This window comes from Amphritea sp. GJ51-11 (assembly GCF_055808735.1).
The window spans coordinates 2,704,042-2,720,119 of the sequence record NZ_CM147881.1; the positions used below are offsets into that span (position 1 = coordinate 2,704,042).

The 16,078-nt window shown below is 48.9% G+C and carries 11 protein-coding genes; 5 read left to right on the forward strand and 6 right to left on the reverse strand.

Annotation, left to right across the window (positions count from 1 at the left end):
• Window positions 1–55: 55 nt before the first annotated feature.
• The 4 genes from AC0L4K_RS12240 to AC0L4K_RS12255 are packed head-to-tail and all read left to right on the forward strand — an operon-like array spanning window position 56 to window position 6,120.
• Window positions 56–688 (forward strand): TetR/AcrR family transcriptional regulator, encoded by a 633-nt coding sequence (locus tag AC0L4K_RS12240; protein WP_473266368.1) that lies wholly within the window; start codon window positions 56–58, stop codon window positions 686–688.
• Complete coding sequence (locus AC0L4K_RS12245) at window positions 678–1,742, forward strand: efflux RND transporter periplasmic adaptor subunit (protein ID WP_473266370.1); 1,065 nt, start codon at window positions 678–680, stop codon at window positions 1,740–1,742. The genes AC0L4K_RS12240 and AC0L4K_RS12245 overlap by 11 nt, the downstream gene beginning before the upstream one ends.
• A gap of 2 nt (window positions 1,743–1,744) precedes the next feature.
• Entirely contained in the window at window positions 1,745–4,819 is a 3,075-nt protein-coding gene (locus AC0L4K_RS12250) for an efflux RND transporter permease subunit (RefSeq protein WP_417221903.1), read from the forward strand.
• The gene (locus tag AC0L4K_RS12255) at window positions 4,816–6,120 is read left to right on the forward strand and encodes a TolC family outer membrane protein (protein WP_417221901.1); all 1,305 of its coding nucleotides are present in this window, start codon (window positions 4,816–4,818) and stop codon (window positions 6,118–6,120) included. Before AC0L4K_RS12250 ends, AC0L4K_RS12255 begins: the two co-directional genes overlap by 4 nt.
• A gap of 137 nt (window positions 6,121–6,257) precedes the next feature.
• Here AC0L4K_RS12255 and AC0L4K_RS12260 read toward each other — a convergent pair whose 3' ends face one another.
• A complete protein-coding gene (locus tag AC0L4K_RS12260) occupies window positions 6,258–7,058 on the reverse strand; it encodes a substrate-binding periplasmic protein (protein ID WP_473266372.1) in 801 nt (266 codons plus the stop codon).
• Between the two features lie 110 nt (window positions 7,059–7,168).
• Here AC0L4K_RS12260 and AC0L4K_RS12265 point away from each other — a divergent pair, with 110 nt between their 5' ends.
• The gene (locus AC0L4K_RS12265; RefSeq protein WP_473266374.1) at window positions 7,169–10,198 is read left to right on the forward strand and encodes a bifunctional diguanylate cyclase/phosphodiesterase; all 3,030 of its coding nucleotides are present in this window, start codon (window positions 7,169–7,171) and stop codon (window positions 10,196–10,198) included.
• Window positions 10,199–10,262: 64 nt separating this feature from the next.
• Here the strand turns inward: AC0L4K_RS12265 and mgtE are convergent, their stop codons facing one another.
• The 5 genes from mgtE to ectB form a co-directional block, all read right to left on the reverse strand.
• Window positions 10,263–11,612, reverse strand: a complete 1,350-nt coding sequence (mgtE, locus tag AC0L4K_RS12270) for a magnesium transporter (protein ID WP_417221896.1) — start codon at window positions 11,610–11,612, stop codon at window positions 10,263–10,265.
• Window positions 11,613–11,741: 129 nt separating this feature from the next.
• Window positions 11,742–13,199, reverse strand: coding sequence for an aspartate kinase (locus AC0L4K_RS12275; RefSeq protein WP_417221894.1), 1,458 nt, complete (start codon window positions 13,197–13,199; stop codon window positions 11,742–11,744).
• Between the two features lie 82 nt (window positions 13,200–13,281).
• Window positions 13,282–14,178: an ectoine hydroxylase gene (gene thpD, locus AC0L4K_RS12280; protein WP_473266376.1), complete on the reverse strand. Its 897-nt coding sequence runs from the start codon at window positions 14,176–14,178 to the stop codon at window positions 13,282–13,284.
• A gap of 17 nt (window positions 14,179–14,195) precedes the next feature.
• Complete coding sequence (locus tag AC0L4K_RS12285) at window positions 14,196–14,600, reverse strand: ectoine synthase (RefSeq protein ID WP_417221892.1); 405 nt, start codon at window positions 14,598–14,600, stop codon at window positions 14,196–14,198.
• A gap of 142 nt (window positions 14,601–14,742) precedes the next feature.
• Entirely contained in the window at window positions 14,743–16,050 is a 1,308-nt protein-coding gene (gene ectB, locus AC0L4K_RS12290; protein WP_417221891.1) for a diaminobutyrate--2-oxoglutarate transaminase, read from the reverse strand.
• Window positions 16,051–16,078 lie beyond the last annotated feature (28 nt).

Sequence of the window (16,078 nt, forward strand, 5' to 3'; positions counted from 1 at the left end):
TGAGAGCGGGACTTATAATCCTTTTTTACCTTTTAAGACGACCGGTCTAATCAACATGAATCGACCCAAAAAAAATGAGCACAATCGGGAAAAGATTTTACAAACCGGGATGGAACTCTTTAGCCGCAAGGGCTACCACGGCACTGGACTGAAAGAGATTTTAAATGCCTGCCAAGTACCTAAAGGCTCTTTCTATAATTACTTTGAAAGTAAAGAGCAATTTGCCGTCGCGGTATTGGAATACCAACACCAGCAGGACGATGCTAAATGGGAACGCCGGGGCGCAATGGCCACCGGTGATATACGGGCACGGTTTCGTGCTGCCCTGCAGGTCTTTATCGAAGAGTATGAACAAGACCCGGACCGCTGCGGTAGCCTGCTCACTAATCTAATGGGCGAAGTTGGCAATGCCAGTGAGTCATTCCGGCAAATTATCGACTCTTCCTGTACACGGGTGATCGACTGTATTGAAAAAGATTGTCGAGAAGCCCAACTCGAAGGTAGTTTCCGTAACGATATGCCCGCCCGAGCACTCGCGCAACTGTTTTGGGACTGCTGGCAAGGGGCCTTACTTCGCACAAAAGTAGAAGCATCGACCCAACCCTTAAGCGACGCCGCTGATATGCTCTGCACACTCTTTGCACCACTTAATCCGACGACTAAGGATAAACCACATAATGAAAATTAATCGCCTTTTCGCCCCCTTACTCTTAGGTGTGGCGCTCAATATGACATCCTTAGCCCAAGCCGCTGGCTTACCGGCAGAAGTTGTCCATGTTAAAAGTGAACCGCTGGTTCATATGATTGAAGCGGTGGGTACACTCAACGCTAACGAGTCCATAATACTGCGCCCAGAACAAAGCGGTGCCGTCGAAAAGGTACTGTTCACCGAAGGCAGTGAGGTCAAAGCGGGTGATAAACTCATCGTGCTCGAATCGTCCCTCTATAAAGCTCAGCTACAAGAGAGCAAAGCCCGGGTTAATCTTAGCCGTATCGATTATCAACGTGCCGATAGCCTAGTCAAAAAACGGGTTGGCTCCCAGCAAGATAAAGACTCTTCGCTGGCTCAGTTACAGGTTGATCAAGCCCAACAAGCGGTGGCACAAACCAAACTGAATAAAATGACCATCAATGCCCCCTTTGATGGCGTTATCGGTCTGCGTAAATTTAGCCCTGGCGATTACGTCAATATTGGCCAAGACCTCGTTGAACTGACCGACATGAAAATCATGAAAGTCAATTTTAATGTGCCAGAAAATCAGCTCTCTAAAATCAAATCCGGGCAAGCGATAAGAGTGCTCGTTGATGCTCTGCCAGGCGAAAGCTTCGATGGTGTCATCTATGCGATCTCACCTAGCATCAATGATCGTAACCACAATATTGCCATTCGGGCGAAAGTTGAAAACCGCGATAACCTGCTGCGCCCCGGTCTCTTTGCCCGCATTCAGATTATTACCCATACCGATGCGAATGCGATCATGGTGCCTGAAGAGGCAATCATCCCGAAGAACAATGACTTTTTTGTCATGACCGTCACCGATGACAAGATCGACATGGCACAGGTAAAACTGGGTATTCGTCGTAACGGTGCGGTGAACATTATCTCTGGGCTTAGCGTTGATCAGGTCATCGTTACCGCCGGTCAGCTCAAACTCTTCCCGGGCTCACCGGTAACACCTATCTTTGTAGACGGCACTGGGGAACAACCTAGCCAGCCTGCTGCTGAACAACCAGGAGCCTAAGCATGATACTTACTGAAATTAGTATCAAACGGCCGGTACTGGCAACAGTCATGAGCCTGCTGATATTACTCATCGGGGCAGTGTCTTACGACCGCCTCACGGTGCGGGAATATCCGAAGATCGATGTTCCGGTGGTCACCGTTGAAACCAGTTATCCCGGTGCCAGTGCCTCGATTATTGAGACCCAAGTCACCCAGATCATCGAGGACTCACTTTCCGGTATTGAAGGCATCGACTATATCAGCTCGGTCAGCCGTTCGGAAAAGAGCCAGATTACCGTTACCTTTAAGCTCACCCGGGATCCGGATGATGCGGCCAGTGATGTGCGTGACCGTGTCGGCCGTGTCCGCGGTAACTTACCCGATGATGTAGAAGAACCCATCACCGCTAAAACCGAAGCGGATGCTCAGCCGGTATTCTGGCTGGCACTCTCCTCAGATAATCATTCGATGATGGAGATCTCAGAGATCGCCGACCGGATGGTGAAAGATCCGCTACAAACGGTCGATGGTGTGGCTAACGTGATGCTGTTTGGCGATCGTCGTTTTGCCATGCGTATCTGGCTCGACCCTTCTCGTATGGCCGCTTACCAGATTATTCCACAGGATATCGAAGCTGCGCTGAGCAGTCAGAACGTTGAGATTCCAGCTGGACGTATCGAAAGTAATCAGCGTGAATTCAGCGTGCTGTCACAGACAGACCTGAACTCTGTCGAGCAGTTTGAAAACATCATTATTCGTAATGAGAACAGCTACCCTGTACGCATTAAAGATGTCGCCCGGGTAGAGATCGCACCGGAAGATGAACGTAAAAAATCACGTTTCAAAGGTAAGTCAGCGGTGGCGCTAGGGGTTGTTAAACAATCCACCTCGAACCCGCTGGATGTGTCCAATGGTATTCAGGAACGTCTACCACAAATTAAGGCTGCACTACCTGAAGGTGTGAATGTTGAGATCGCTTACGACTCTTCCATCTTTATTTCAGAGTCGATTAAGTCGGTATTCCAAACCATTTTTGAAGCCAGTATCTTGGTTATCGCGGTGATCTTCTTCTTCCTGCGAAACCTGCGGGCCACGCTGATTCCGGTCGTAACTATTCCATTGTCATTGATTGGTGGCTTTGCCCTGATGCTGATGATGGGTTTCAGTATTAACACCCTCACCCTGCTCGCGATGGTATTGGCGATCGGCTTGGTAGTGGATGACGCCATCGTCATGCTGGAAAATATCTACCGTCACGTTGAAGAGGGCTTATCCCCCATTCAAGCGGCCTTCAAAGGTAGTAAAGAGATTGGCTTTGCGATTATCGCGACGACTCTCACACTGGTAGCGGTATTTGCCCCCGTCGCCTTTACACCGGGCCGCACCGGTAAGCTATTCACTGAGTTTGCACTTACACTAGCCGGCGCGGTATTGGTATCAGGCTTTATCGCCTTAACACTATCACCGATGATGTGTTCTCGCTTATTGCATCATGAAAAGCGCCATAGTGCAGTATTCAACATGATTGAGGGCTGGATCATCAGCTTAACCAACGGTTATCAGTCACTGCTGAAAAAAGTCCTACGCTCTCGTCTGTTAGCGGTGGTTATCATGGTCGGCAGCTTAGCCGGTGCAGGCTTCCTGTTCACTCAGCTACCGCAAGAGCTGGCTCCCGTCGAAGACCGGGGTACAATTCTGGCCATGTCGATCTCACCAGACGGCGCATCTGTTGACTATGTTGACCGTTATGCGAAACAGGTTGAAGGTGTATTGGCAAAACAAACCTCCGCTGACCGCTACTTCACCATTGTAGGCTTCCCAACAGATACCAACTCAATGTCATTCCTCGGTCTTAAACCTTGGAGCGAGAGGGCAGAGAAACAACAAAGCATCGTCGCCGAGCTAACACCGCAACTCTTTGGCGGCATCACCGGCACCATGTCATTTGCCATGAACCCACCCTCGCTGGGACAGAGCTTTATCTCCCGCCCGGTGGAATTCATTATCAAATCGAATACCGACTTTGCTGAGTTGAAAACCATCTCCGATCAGTTGATGGCGCGTATCCTTAAGAATCCTGGATTCATCCAACCGGATATTGACCTTAAGCTGAATAAACCGGAGCTGACACTCAACGTCAACCGGGATAAAGCCTCTGAAATGGGCTTGGATATCAACCTGATCGGTCGCAGTATCGAAACCTATATGGCTAGCCGTAATGTCACCCGCTTTAAAAAGGATGGTGATCAATACGATGTTATCCTTCAAGTAGAGCCCTCTCTGCGACGCAGTCCAAGCGACCTGAGCAACTTATATCTGCGTACTAATGACAATGATATGGTCCAGCTAAGCTCCGTGGTTGATATTAAAGAGAGCGTTGCGCCAACCGAACTTAACCACTTTGATAAGATGAAAGCGGTTAAATTCCAGGCAATTCTGGCACCGGGTTACAGCGTCGGTGAAGCACTCGACTTTATTGAACAGCAAATGGCCGAAATTAGTCCAGAAACCCTTTATGACTTCGGTGGACAATCCCGCGAATTCAAGAAATCGGGTAGCGGTCTGATGCTAACGGCAGCCTTAGCGTTGGTATTTACCTTCCTGGTATTGGCGGCGCAGTTTGAAAGCTTCCGAAATCCGATGATTATTATGCTGTCCGTACCACCCGCCCTGTTTGGTGGCCTATCAGCGCTATACATCACCGGCGGTAGTCTAAACATCTACAGCCAGATCGGTTTGATTACCCTGATTGGCCTTATCACCAAGCATGGTATTTTGATCGTCGAATTTGCTAACCAACTACAGGATCAGGGACGCGACCTCCAGGAGGCGATTATCGAATCAGCCACCATGCGTTTGCGCCCTATTCTCATGACCACCGGTGCCATGGTGCTGGGTACTATACCGCTGGCAATCGCCTTTGGTGCCGGCGCCGAAAGCCGACAACAAATTGGCTGGGTAATTGTGGGTGGTTTGACCTTTGGTACCCTGTTAACCTTATTTATAGTACCGACGGTTTACAGTTATTTAGGACGGCGTCTCTTCAAGCAAGTAGAGCCGGACATTAAACTTATGGAACAAGGATCAGAGCAGTGAAAGCCATTCAACATACGATTCTGGCGACAGCGATCAGCTGCGCCCTGATGACGCCATACGTCAGCGCTGGTGCACTGACCGATATCTATCAACAAGCGCTCGCTCAGGATCCGCAACTCAAAGCGGCTGAAGCAGCGGCTAAAGCCGGTGAAGAAGCCCTGCCCCAAGGGCGAGCAGGATTACTGCCAACGGTTGCGTTAACGGGTAACACCACCTGGGTGAACTACGACTCGACCGATTACAATAACCACGGCTATACCGTCAGCCTGAGCCAGCCGTTGTTTTCAGCGGCGGCATGGTTTACCTACAAGCAAGGCATTGCCCAATCAGAAGCCGCGTCTTTGCAGTTCGATCAGGCGCAACAAAGCCTGATTCTCAGAGTAGTTAACAGCTACCTAAGCGTATTGCGGGCACAGACCGCGCTGGAAACATCTCAAGCACAAGAGCGCGCGATTAAACGTCGTCTTGATCAAGTAAATGCACAGTTTGAAGTAGGCCTCATTGCCATTACCGATGTTCAAGAAGCTCAGGCATCTTATGACAACGCGAAGGTATCTCGCATCCTCGCCGAGGGTGATCTCGATAATAGTTTCCAATCACTTGAGCGACTTACCGGGCAACCGGTCGGTACGATCGACCCACTCGCCAAAGACTATCCGGTTGAAAACATCAGTCCAATAGACCCACAAGCTTGGATCGAAAAAGCCCAAGCGGGTAATTTGGCACTCAAAGTCGCCCAAGCCAATACCGAAGCGGCGCGACGTCAATCCCAAGCCGCCTCCAGCGGTCATTTACCAACCCTGTCGCTGACCGCCAGCCATGATAAAGACAATGGCTCTGCAACCTACCCCGATGATGACTGGGAAACCAATCAAATTGGGTTAACGCTGTCGATGCCAATCTTCTCTGGGGGCGCTACTAGCTCCAAGAGTCGTCAGGCGGAATATGGACTCACGCAGACACGTTTTAATCAAGACGACACCCTACGAGGTGTGATCCTTGAAACACGCAACCTGTTGCGCAACTTACAAACCAATGTCTTAAGCGTTGCCGCCCGTAAGCAGAGCATTCTGTCGAGTGAGACTGCCTTGAAAGCCACTGAAGAGGGCTTCAATGTGGGCACCCGGAACGTGGTCGATGTGCTGCAAGCCGAGCAACAGCTTTATTCTGCTCAGCGCGATTATGCCAATGCCCGGTTTGACTATATCCAAAACCTGTTCAGCTTTAAGCAACAGATTGGCACTCTCAGCCCGGATGATGTGATCGGTCTAGACCAGTGGATGAAAGCTAAAACAGAGTAAGCCTCATACAGACCTGAACCTTAGGCATACAAAAAAGGCGGATATCATCGATATCCGCCTTTTTCATGATCATCCGTCATCAGCTCAAGGCTTTAAGGCCAAACAGCCGTTTCCTTTGCCTCAATCGATGGCGCTATCTAATCCATAACAACGATTTCACTCAGACCATTTTTTTCCGCGTATTCACTTAACTTACCCGATTTTTTCATCTCTAGGAGAAACCCATCAATCTCTTTTAACCATTCTAACTCACCCTTCGGAACCGCATACGCATAATCGGTTTTAGCAAACGGCTCATCCGGTGACAGCAATACCGCCCACTTTGTCAGCGACACCATCCGCTTACCGTAGGGGTAGTCGCCCATAAAGACATCGGCGCGACCACTCAACACTTCCTGTTCGCGGGCCTTGAAACTATCAACAACCGCCACCTCTGCATGCTTAAAACGCGCTTTAACCACCGGCTCCATAAAGGTGCCCTTTTGCACCACAACCACAACCCCCTCTTGATCAATGCTGTCCCAGCTATTGAGATCAGGATTATCTTTAGTACCCACGGCATAGATACCACTGGCGAGGTAAGGCTTCGAAAATTCCATATGAGGTTTACGATCGTCTCGAACACCAATCGCATGCATACTAATATCGCAGGCATTGTTTTCCATGTTCTCAACCAATTTAGAAAAAGAACTTTCAACAAAGGTTAACTTAACCCCCAATCGATCGGCCAATGCATGCGCCATATCAATATCGATGCCCTCCAACTTTAAGGTGCGAGGGTTACGATAACTAATGGCAAAATAGTCCGGCCAGATACACACTTTAATCTCACCCGAAGCCATGATCCGCTGAGCCCGTTCACTGGCAATGCTAGCCGTAGATGACATCGTCATTAAACAGGCCATAAGAAACATAGAGATGCGATGCTTGTTAGTCATATACGTTACTTCCTGCGTGACTTTCTACTATCAATTGCGTTCTAATGTACAATATCTTATGTGAGCTAGGTCCTTCTTTATAGCGCTTCTTTGATTTAAGTTGTAAATCTATGCACAAAAATGATGTAAAAAGACCGCCATCCTTTTCAAAATGGCTCTACGGAGGACTTATTTGTGCGCTGAGCCTCATCTGCACAACCCTTTGGCTTAGTTTTCTACAAAGCATCGATGAAAGAAACGAAAGATCAGCCCTTTATGCCCGGATGATTGAAAGCACCATCACCCGAACATTTGAAGCGCTGGAAATCACTCTGATCTCACTCTCGGATGATCTACGCGACGGTGACCTCAGCCCTGAGCATATCAGTAGCATGCGCAACCGGGCACTGAAAACCCTGAAATTTGCCCCACAACTGCGGCAGATTACGGTGGTCAAAGGCCGCGATACCATCATCGATACACACAATAGCGCAAACAATAATATCAACCTGAATATTCTCGGGTTAAATAACCCCAACCGTAGCCCCTTTTCCTTAGGAATGGTGGTCGGCACACCACTCAAAGGGCGCTTCCTACCACTCGAGGGTTACTTTCCGGAAGAGGGCAATCGACGCAGTTTAATCCCCATCGGCTATGAAACCCGTACCGCCGATGGCGAACGATTACTCATTGTCGCCACCTTTAACCCCAGCTATTTCAAACGCTATATTAACGATCTCCACCTAGAACAATCTGACAGTGTTTATCTCACCGATTTTGACGGCAACGCACTGTTACAAAAAGGCTTATACGGTCCCAACCGAAAAAGTGTTCTCAGCCACCTCAAGGCTGCTTTAGAGGAAAACCGTGATGCAGCCGAGGTGCGTGATTCACTGATAGGCGTGCCTTTTTCAACCGTCACCATGGAGCTGTTATCCAAGTACCCACTTGCGGTCACCGTCATTACCAATCATAACCGCTCGATGACACTGTGGTTAAAACAGAAAAATGGCCTGATACTCATCCTGTTGATCGCCACCACTCTGCTCATTTTTGGCACATTCTTTGTTGTACGCCTGAGTAAAAAAGCGCTCAAGATGAAAGATGAAGTTCACCTGCTGTCTGAAGTCGTCGAACATAACCCAACCATTATTGCGATTACCGATCCTGATGGGCTAATTGAATATGTAAACGAAAGCTTCGAAACCATTACCGGCTATAACCGTAAAGATGTCATTGGCCAAAACCCTCGCATTCTCAAATCCGGTGATATGGCCGACCATGAGTATGAAACGATGTGGCAAACACTGGTAAACGGTGAAACCTGGAGAGGTGAGTTCCACAATAAGAGCAAAGATGGCACCCTCTATTGGGAAGATGCATCAATCAGCCCACTGATTAATGATGACGGTATCATCACCCATTTTATTGCTCTCAAACGGCCGATCACTGAAGAAAAAGAAGCCCAAGAAAAGCTTCGATTAGCCTCCGATGTCTTTAGCGCTGCCGCTGAAGCCATTATGGTCACCGATCAGGACACCCGTATTCAGATGGTTAACCCATCATTTGAACATATTACCGGTTATCAACAGTCAGAAGTGATTGGCAAAACCCCGGCAATGCTTAAATCAGGCAAACACACCGATAACTTTTATAAGACCGTTTACGAAGAACTCGAAGAGCAGCATTTCTGGGAAGGCGAAATTTGGAATCGGCGCAAAAACGGCGAGCTTTACCCTCAATGGGTTGTGATCTCATCCCGCTTCGATCCAGAAGGTAAGCTGGAGGGCTATGTCGCCCTCTTCAGCGATATCACTAAACGTAAACATAACGAAGCCATTATTATTCATCAGGCAAACTATGATGCGCTAACCGGGTTGCCCAACAGAAACCTGTTTGAAGACCGGCTCAATCAGGCAATCGCCTTTACCGAGCGCGCCCAAGCCAAGGCGGCACTGCTCTATATCGATCTCGACCGCTTTAAATATGTTAACGATACCTTCGGCCACTATATTGGTGATCTGTTACTACAGCAGGTCTCGGAACGGCTACAAGCCTGCATCCGCAAAAGCGATACCGTTGCCCGACTCGGTGGTGATGAGTTCGCCATCATTGTGCCCGAGCTGGAAAAAGTATCCACTATCGAGAAGATCGCCGATAAGGTGTTAAGCACCCTTGGCCATCCCTACATTTTGGACGGCAATGAAGCCTACATATCCTGCAGTATCGGTATCGCCATCTACCCTGACAATGGCGAAATCAGTGAAAAACTGGTCATCAATGCCGATAACGCCATGTATAAAGCGAAAGAGGCGGGCCGTAACACCCGTGAGTATTTCAATCAGGAGATGAATGAAGGCTCGCTCAAACGTAGTACTCTTGAGCAGAATATTTATAAAGCACTGGAACGAAACGAGTTCTTCCTCGTCTACCAACCCATCTGGTCCACCGACGGACAGCATATTGAATCGGTAGAAGCTTTGGTACGCTGGCTCCACCCCGAAAGAGGTACCGTCTATCCGCTGGAATTTATCCCATTAGCGGAAGAGTCCGCGCTGATCCACAGCCTAGGTGAGTGGATTATCCGAGAGGCATGCCAGTTTACTAAACAGCTGCGCATTGTCTTCGGTGCTCCCCCCATAAAAATCCCGAAAGTCAGTATTAATATTTCCAGCGCTCAGTTCATGAGAGGCAATGTCGCCGACATTCTCACCCGCGAGCTAGCAAACTTTGAGCTCGACGGCTCGGACATTGTGGTGGAAATCACCGAAAGCGCATTGATGATGGATCAAGCTAGAATCCATAGTCAACTCAATAGTATCGTCTCCCAAGGTATCGATATCGCCATCGATGACTTTGGCACCGGCTATTCATCCCTCAGCTATCTGAAAAAATACCCCGTCAAACGGTTAAAAATCGATAAGTCCTTTATTGATGACCTCGAAACCGATAAAGATGATCAGGCACTGGTATCAGGGATACTCTCTCTCGCCAGCTCGCTGTCATTAAAAACCATTGTTGAAGGTGTTGAAACCCAGGCTCAACTCGATATCTTAAGGCAGTATGGCTCGCCGATGATACAGGGCTACCTACTGGCAAAACCGATGGGTGAAGAGCAGTTGATGAACTTGTTGGAAGACCGTGCAAAAGGCCCCGCATAACGGGGCCTATAAATCTGTATTCAGGCTATAAACGTCAGCTTAAAAACTCACTGCGGGGGAAGAATCAGATCAACACCTTGGCTAATCCGAGGAACGAGAAAAAGCCAATGGCATCGGTAAAGGTGGTCAACACCACGCTGCCAGCCACCGCAGGATCAATAGCCAACCGCTGAAGAATCAGCGGAATAAAAATCCCCCCGATAACACCGGTAATCAACACAATCATCAGCGCTATACCAAACACCGCGCCAAGCATCGGATCGCCAAACCAATACAACGCAATCGCCGCCACCGCCAGCGCCCAGACAATACCATTAAGGAACACCACCGAGGCTTCATGGATAATTAACTGGGCAATATTGGTACGGCCAATCTGATTTAAGGCCAAACCTCGGGTAACGATCGTCAATGTTTGCGAGCCCGCCACGCCGCCCATACTCGCCACCACCGGCATCAACACCGCTAAGGCGATGAGCTGCTCGATGACCGCTTCAAATAAGCCAATCACCCAAGCCGCGACAAAGGCGGTTATCAGATTGATCCCCAACCAATAGCCACGCTTATACGCGCTACTTAAAATCGGCGAAAACATATCGGTGTGATTTTTCAAACCGGCAGAACTCAGCACTTTAGCATCGGCCTGCGCCTGAATCACATCGACCACATCATCGATGGTGATACGCCCGAGCAAACGGTAATTACCATCGACGACGGGGGCAGATAGCAGGTCGCAATCCTGGAATATACGCGCGACCTTCTCTTGGCTAGCATCAACCTGAATCGCCTGAAAACTATCATCGAGAATATCTGCGACCAAAGTGTCCGTGGGCAGCGAAACAATATCACTGAGGGGCAATACACCTAATAGCTTATTGTTTCGGTCAACCACCATTAAGCTATCAAGCTGCTCCGGCATCTCGCCTTCTTTATTTCGTAGCAGGCGCAAATAACGTAACACCGAAAGAATCGACACATCGGCCCTAACAGCGGTGGTATCGGTATCCATCAAACCACCTGCCGTATTATCAGGGTAATGCTTAACGCTGTTATAACGTCGCTTACGCAGCTCATCCATCGCGGCGATCATAGCGTTGATCACCGTACCGGGCAGATCCTCATCAATATCAGCCAATTCATCAGGCTGCAGTAGAAACAAGCTTTCTAATAGCTCATCGTGGGAAGTATTATCGATCAGATACTGACGGATATCGCCGTTAACACTCTTGAGCACACCGGCGCGCTTTTGGACATCCAGCACATCCCAAATCACACTACGTCTTTCAGGGGCGGACCCCTCTATCAATCGGGCCGTTTCACTAGCGCTCACCTCGGCCAGCAGATTATTGAGTGTAACCTCATCCTCTCGCTCGATCGCTGTGTGAATCTGATCAATACGTAGACTTGTCTGAGACATGCATAGCACTCCTGATATTAAACGAACTGAACGTCATGACTGCTCGATAGTTCCGCTATCGACACCGCTAACAACGGTATAACGTTCAGGCTGCTAACTTATCAGTTTCTGGCACCATCGAACATAGTATTAGTTCAGCCGTTGTGCCGAGTAGCTCGACAAGCAGATCGCCCGACCGTGATCATGTACTTCCACCAGCGCTTTATGCAGACTCTTAACCGCCGCATCATAATCACTTTCTTGAATCACAAACTGCATATCCACCTGACGCATCGACTGATGAATCGCCAATACACTGATATCACCCTCAGCGATGGCCGACACCGCTTTCGCCAAAATGCCCGGCACTTCCATATCACTGCCAATCGCCGACACGATAGCGACCTTTTTGTGATCTAACTCTGCATCGGAGAAACGCTCAGCTAGGGCGGCACGAATACGCTTAACCGTCTTCAAGTTAGTCGCCAAGTAGTGCGTGATGGTGTTAGCATTCACATCTTTCGAGACAATCTGCGCCCGAAAACGCTTAATCAACGCCAAGATCTCACGATCATAATCTTCAAGACTGCCCGCCATATCTTGATCAAATAGCTCCAGTGCGTACACACCACGACAACCGGCAATAATCTCGACCCGAGGCGTATCACTGACATAGTCACCGGTAATTAGGGTGCCCGTATGCTCTGGCTCGAAGGTATTTTTCACGCGTAACGGCACATTGTGCTGACGCAACCCTTTCGCCGCTTTCGGGTGGATCGCTTCCATACCCAGGTTGGCTAACTGATCAGCCACATCATAGTTGGTGCGACCAATAGGCACGGCGTTATCTTCACCCACGAGACGCGGATCAGCGCTGCTCAGATGGAACTCTTTATGAATAACGGCTTCCCGTGCCTCTGTCAGCACTGCCAGACGACTAAAGATCATCTCACTGTAGCCCCGATCAAAGGAGGACATCAGACCATCCTGACTATGGGCATAACCGGTGACGACCGGTAATTGCGTCTGCAGATCGATATGCTTAAAAGCAGAACAGATTCGATCATCGAGGGACATATGGCGATCAGTATCCCAGCCAGTCAAATCGATATAGCAGGCATTAACACCATCTCGCTTTAACAGCTCAACCATATTCCAAGCGCTGTGAGCTTCACCAATACTGGCAAGCATCTCCCGCACAGTAGTCAGGTGAGCATCCAGTGCGAAATGGCCATGCATACACAGGCTGTGCAGATCCGTCAGACACTTTTGCGCATCCTGTAATCGCTCATCAATAAAGTTATTGGCGCGAATCAGCGCATCACCTTTACCAAACAGCTGCAGGTTGTGGTCATACATTTCACATTTCAATTGCTCTAATGCCAGTAACCAACTGCGATCTTCGATGCTACTGGCAAACAAGCCGTAGACACCTGGCTGACCACTGCGCTTATGTTCCAGCAATTTGTCGGTGATACCACCGTAAGCGGAGACAACAAACACTCGCTGATAGAGACTGTCGGGATTAGAAGGTTTAAAAATAATATTATCGCGTACCGACACATAATCTGACATCGATGTGCCGCCGATTTTTTCTATAGTATGCATAACTCTCAGAATTTTAGATAAATAGAAGGTCACCCTAGCCTGCACCTCACCTTAAACGGGTAACGCAAGTTGCAGAGACCGGCTAGTTAGCCAATGGCACAATATGCTGACGGCTACAAATATATTCCGGCCGAGCCGGCTGATGGCAAAATGGTTCGCCCACCCGGTTAGTCAGCGCGTTATATACAAAAAACACATTAGAACGGGGTGCTGGCGTAATATTGCCATTGGAACCGTGCAGCACATTACAATCAAACACAATCACACTGCCCGGCTTACATTTCGCAGTAACGATGGAGCCGCGGCCGATCAGCTGCTTTAGCTGATCATCCGAGGGCACGCCATACTCCTGCTTTTTCAACGAGGCTTTGAAATGATCATCAGGTGTTTCACCGGCGCAGGCGGCAAACTGGCGATGGGATCCCGGCACCAACATCAGCGGACCATTGAAATCAAAGTTCTCGGTCAGCGTGATCGACATACTCAGCGCCCGCATCCGAGGCATCCCATCCTCAACATGCCAGGTTTCAAAATCAGAGTGCCAATAAAACTCTTTACCGCGAAATCCCGGCTTGTAGTTCAATCGAGACTGATGGATATACACCTCATCGTTAAGAATATAACGGGCTAGTTCAGCCAAACGAGGGTCAGCCGCCAACTTTTTAAACAAGGCGCTGCGCGCATGTATCCGAAAGATCGAGCGTACTTCACCGCTTCCGGGCTCAGTGATGGTTTCCCCTGAGGCTTTAGCACCGGTGGTTAAGCGCTCCATCTCCTGCTGAAACATCCGTATTTCAACATCCGAGAATAGATCATCAAGCACCACGAAGCCATCCTTAGCATAGGCGTCTATCTGTTCTCGATCGATTGGCGCCGGACGGTCATTTGGAGCATACACCGTAGGCTCATGCCGTGGGGTAAACTGATGCACTCCTTGGCGAGACGGGTAAAGATCCTCGAACGACTGCGAGGCTGACATACTCTCTCCTCCAGTTTTCATGCTGTAACAGTGTCAGCATCCAGTTCGTAGGCTCCTTCTGCGTTATGCACTTCTTTACCGTTGAGCGGCGGATTAAACACACAGGCCATTTTCATCTCTTCGAAAGCACGTAAAATATGCTTATCATGTTTATCCAGCACATACAGTGTGCCCGCTTTAATCGGATAGACTTTGCCATCGGCTAGAGTTTCAATCTCCCCTTCTCCTGAGACGCAATACACCGATTCCAGATGGTTCTGATAATGCATACCAAAATCAGCCCCTTTGTAGATGGTGGTAATATGAAATGAAAACCCCATATTGTCGTCTTTCAGCAGCATCCGCGTACTTTCCCAATTGCCATCCGGCGATACTATGCGGCGATTGCTCTGTTCTGCTGCAGCTAAATCACGAACGATCATATTATTCCCTTTTTATTCAATTATGGTAAGTGTGTTGCAGGCTTCAAGACCGGGCGCAACTCGCGCCCTCACACAGTGCTTTTCGCCAGCAACCAATGGCGCGTCTAATCCACGCCGAGTGCATCAATCCATCAAACCCGACTTAGCTTGCCAGCACGATAGGATCGAAATACTTTTTTTGCTTCGGTATACGGTCTTCTGTGGCGCATACTTCACGAATCGCGCTCTCAAGAATATCAATACCCGTTGCCAGGTTTTCCATGGTGATAATCAACGGGCAGAGCAATTTAACAACCTGATCATCGGCACCGCTGGTTTCAATCATCAAACCATTCTTGAACGCGATGGTGGTAATTTTGTCTGCCAGTTCACCGTTCACACAGCTAATGCCCTGAAACATACCGCGGCCACGGGTGGTAAAGTTGCCATTACCATACGCTTCAACAATGCTCTCCAGCCGCTGTGAAATATAACGGCCTTTCTCCTTCACCTCTTTTGAGAAAGTATCATCGGACCAATAACTGTTGATCGCCGCCGTCGCCGTGATGAAGGCAAAGTTGTTACCTCGGAATGTGCCGTTGTGCTCACCCGGCTTCCACAAATCCAGCTCTGGGCGGAACAAAACGACAGCGAACGGTAAACCATAGCCGCCCAACGATTTCGACAGCGTGACGATATCCGGTTTAATACCGGCCTCTTCAAAACTGAAGTAAGTACCGGTGCGACCACAGCCCGCCTGAATATCATCAACAATCAGCAGCACATCATGTTTTTTACAAACTTGGTCTAGGTTTCTTAACCATTCAAAACTAGCAGCGTTAATACCACCTTCACCCTGCACCGTTTCGACAATAACCGCCGCCGGCTTATCGATACCGCTACTGGAATCGCTCAATACTTTATCTAGATATACGGTGGTATCGATATCATCGCCAAGATAGCCGTCATAGGGCATCCGGCTCACACCACTTAAGCTGACGCCTGCGGCGCCCCGGTGATGAGAGTTGCCGGTTGCGGCCAGCGCACCCATCGTCACGCCATGGAAACCATTGGTGAAGCTGATAATGTTTTCACGGCCAGTCAGGTTACGTGCCAATTTCAGTGCCGCCTCTACCGCATTCGTTCCGGTTGGCCCGGTAAACTGCATGACATAATCTAAGTTGCGCGGCTTCAGAATTTTCTCGTTAAACGCTTCGAGAAATTCGCCTTTTGCTTTGGTATGCAGGTCTAAACCATGGGTGATACCATCGCTATGGATATATTCCAGCAACTTTTCTTTAAACAGCGGGTTGTTGTGACCGTAGTTCAGCGTACCGGCACCGGCGAGAAAATCGAGATAGCGATTGCCATCTTCATCATAGAGGAATTCGGCTTGCGCCTTGTTAAAAATACGCGGGAACGAACGAGCATAGGACTGAACTTCAGATTCAATCTGTTCAAAAATTTTCATAACAGTACTCTTAGTTATTTAAAACTTA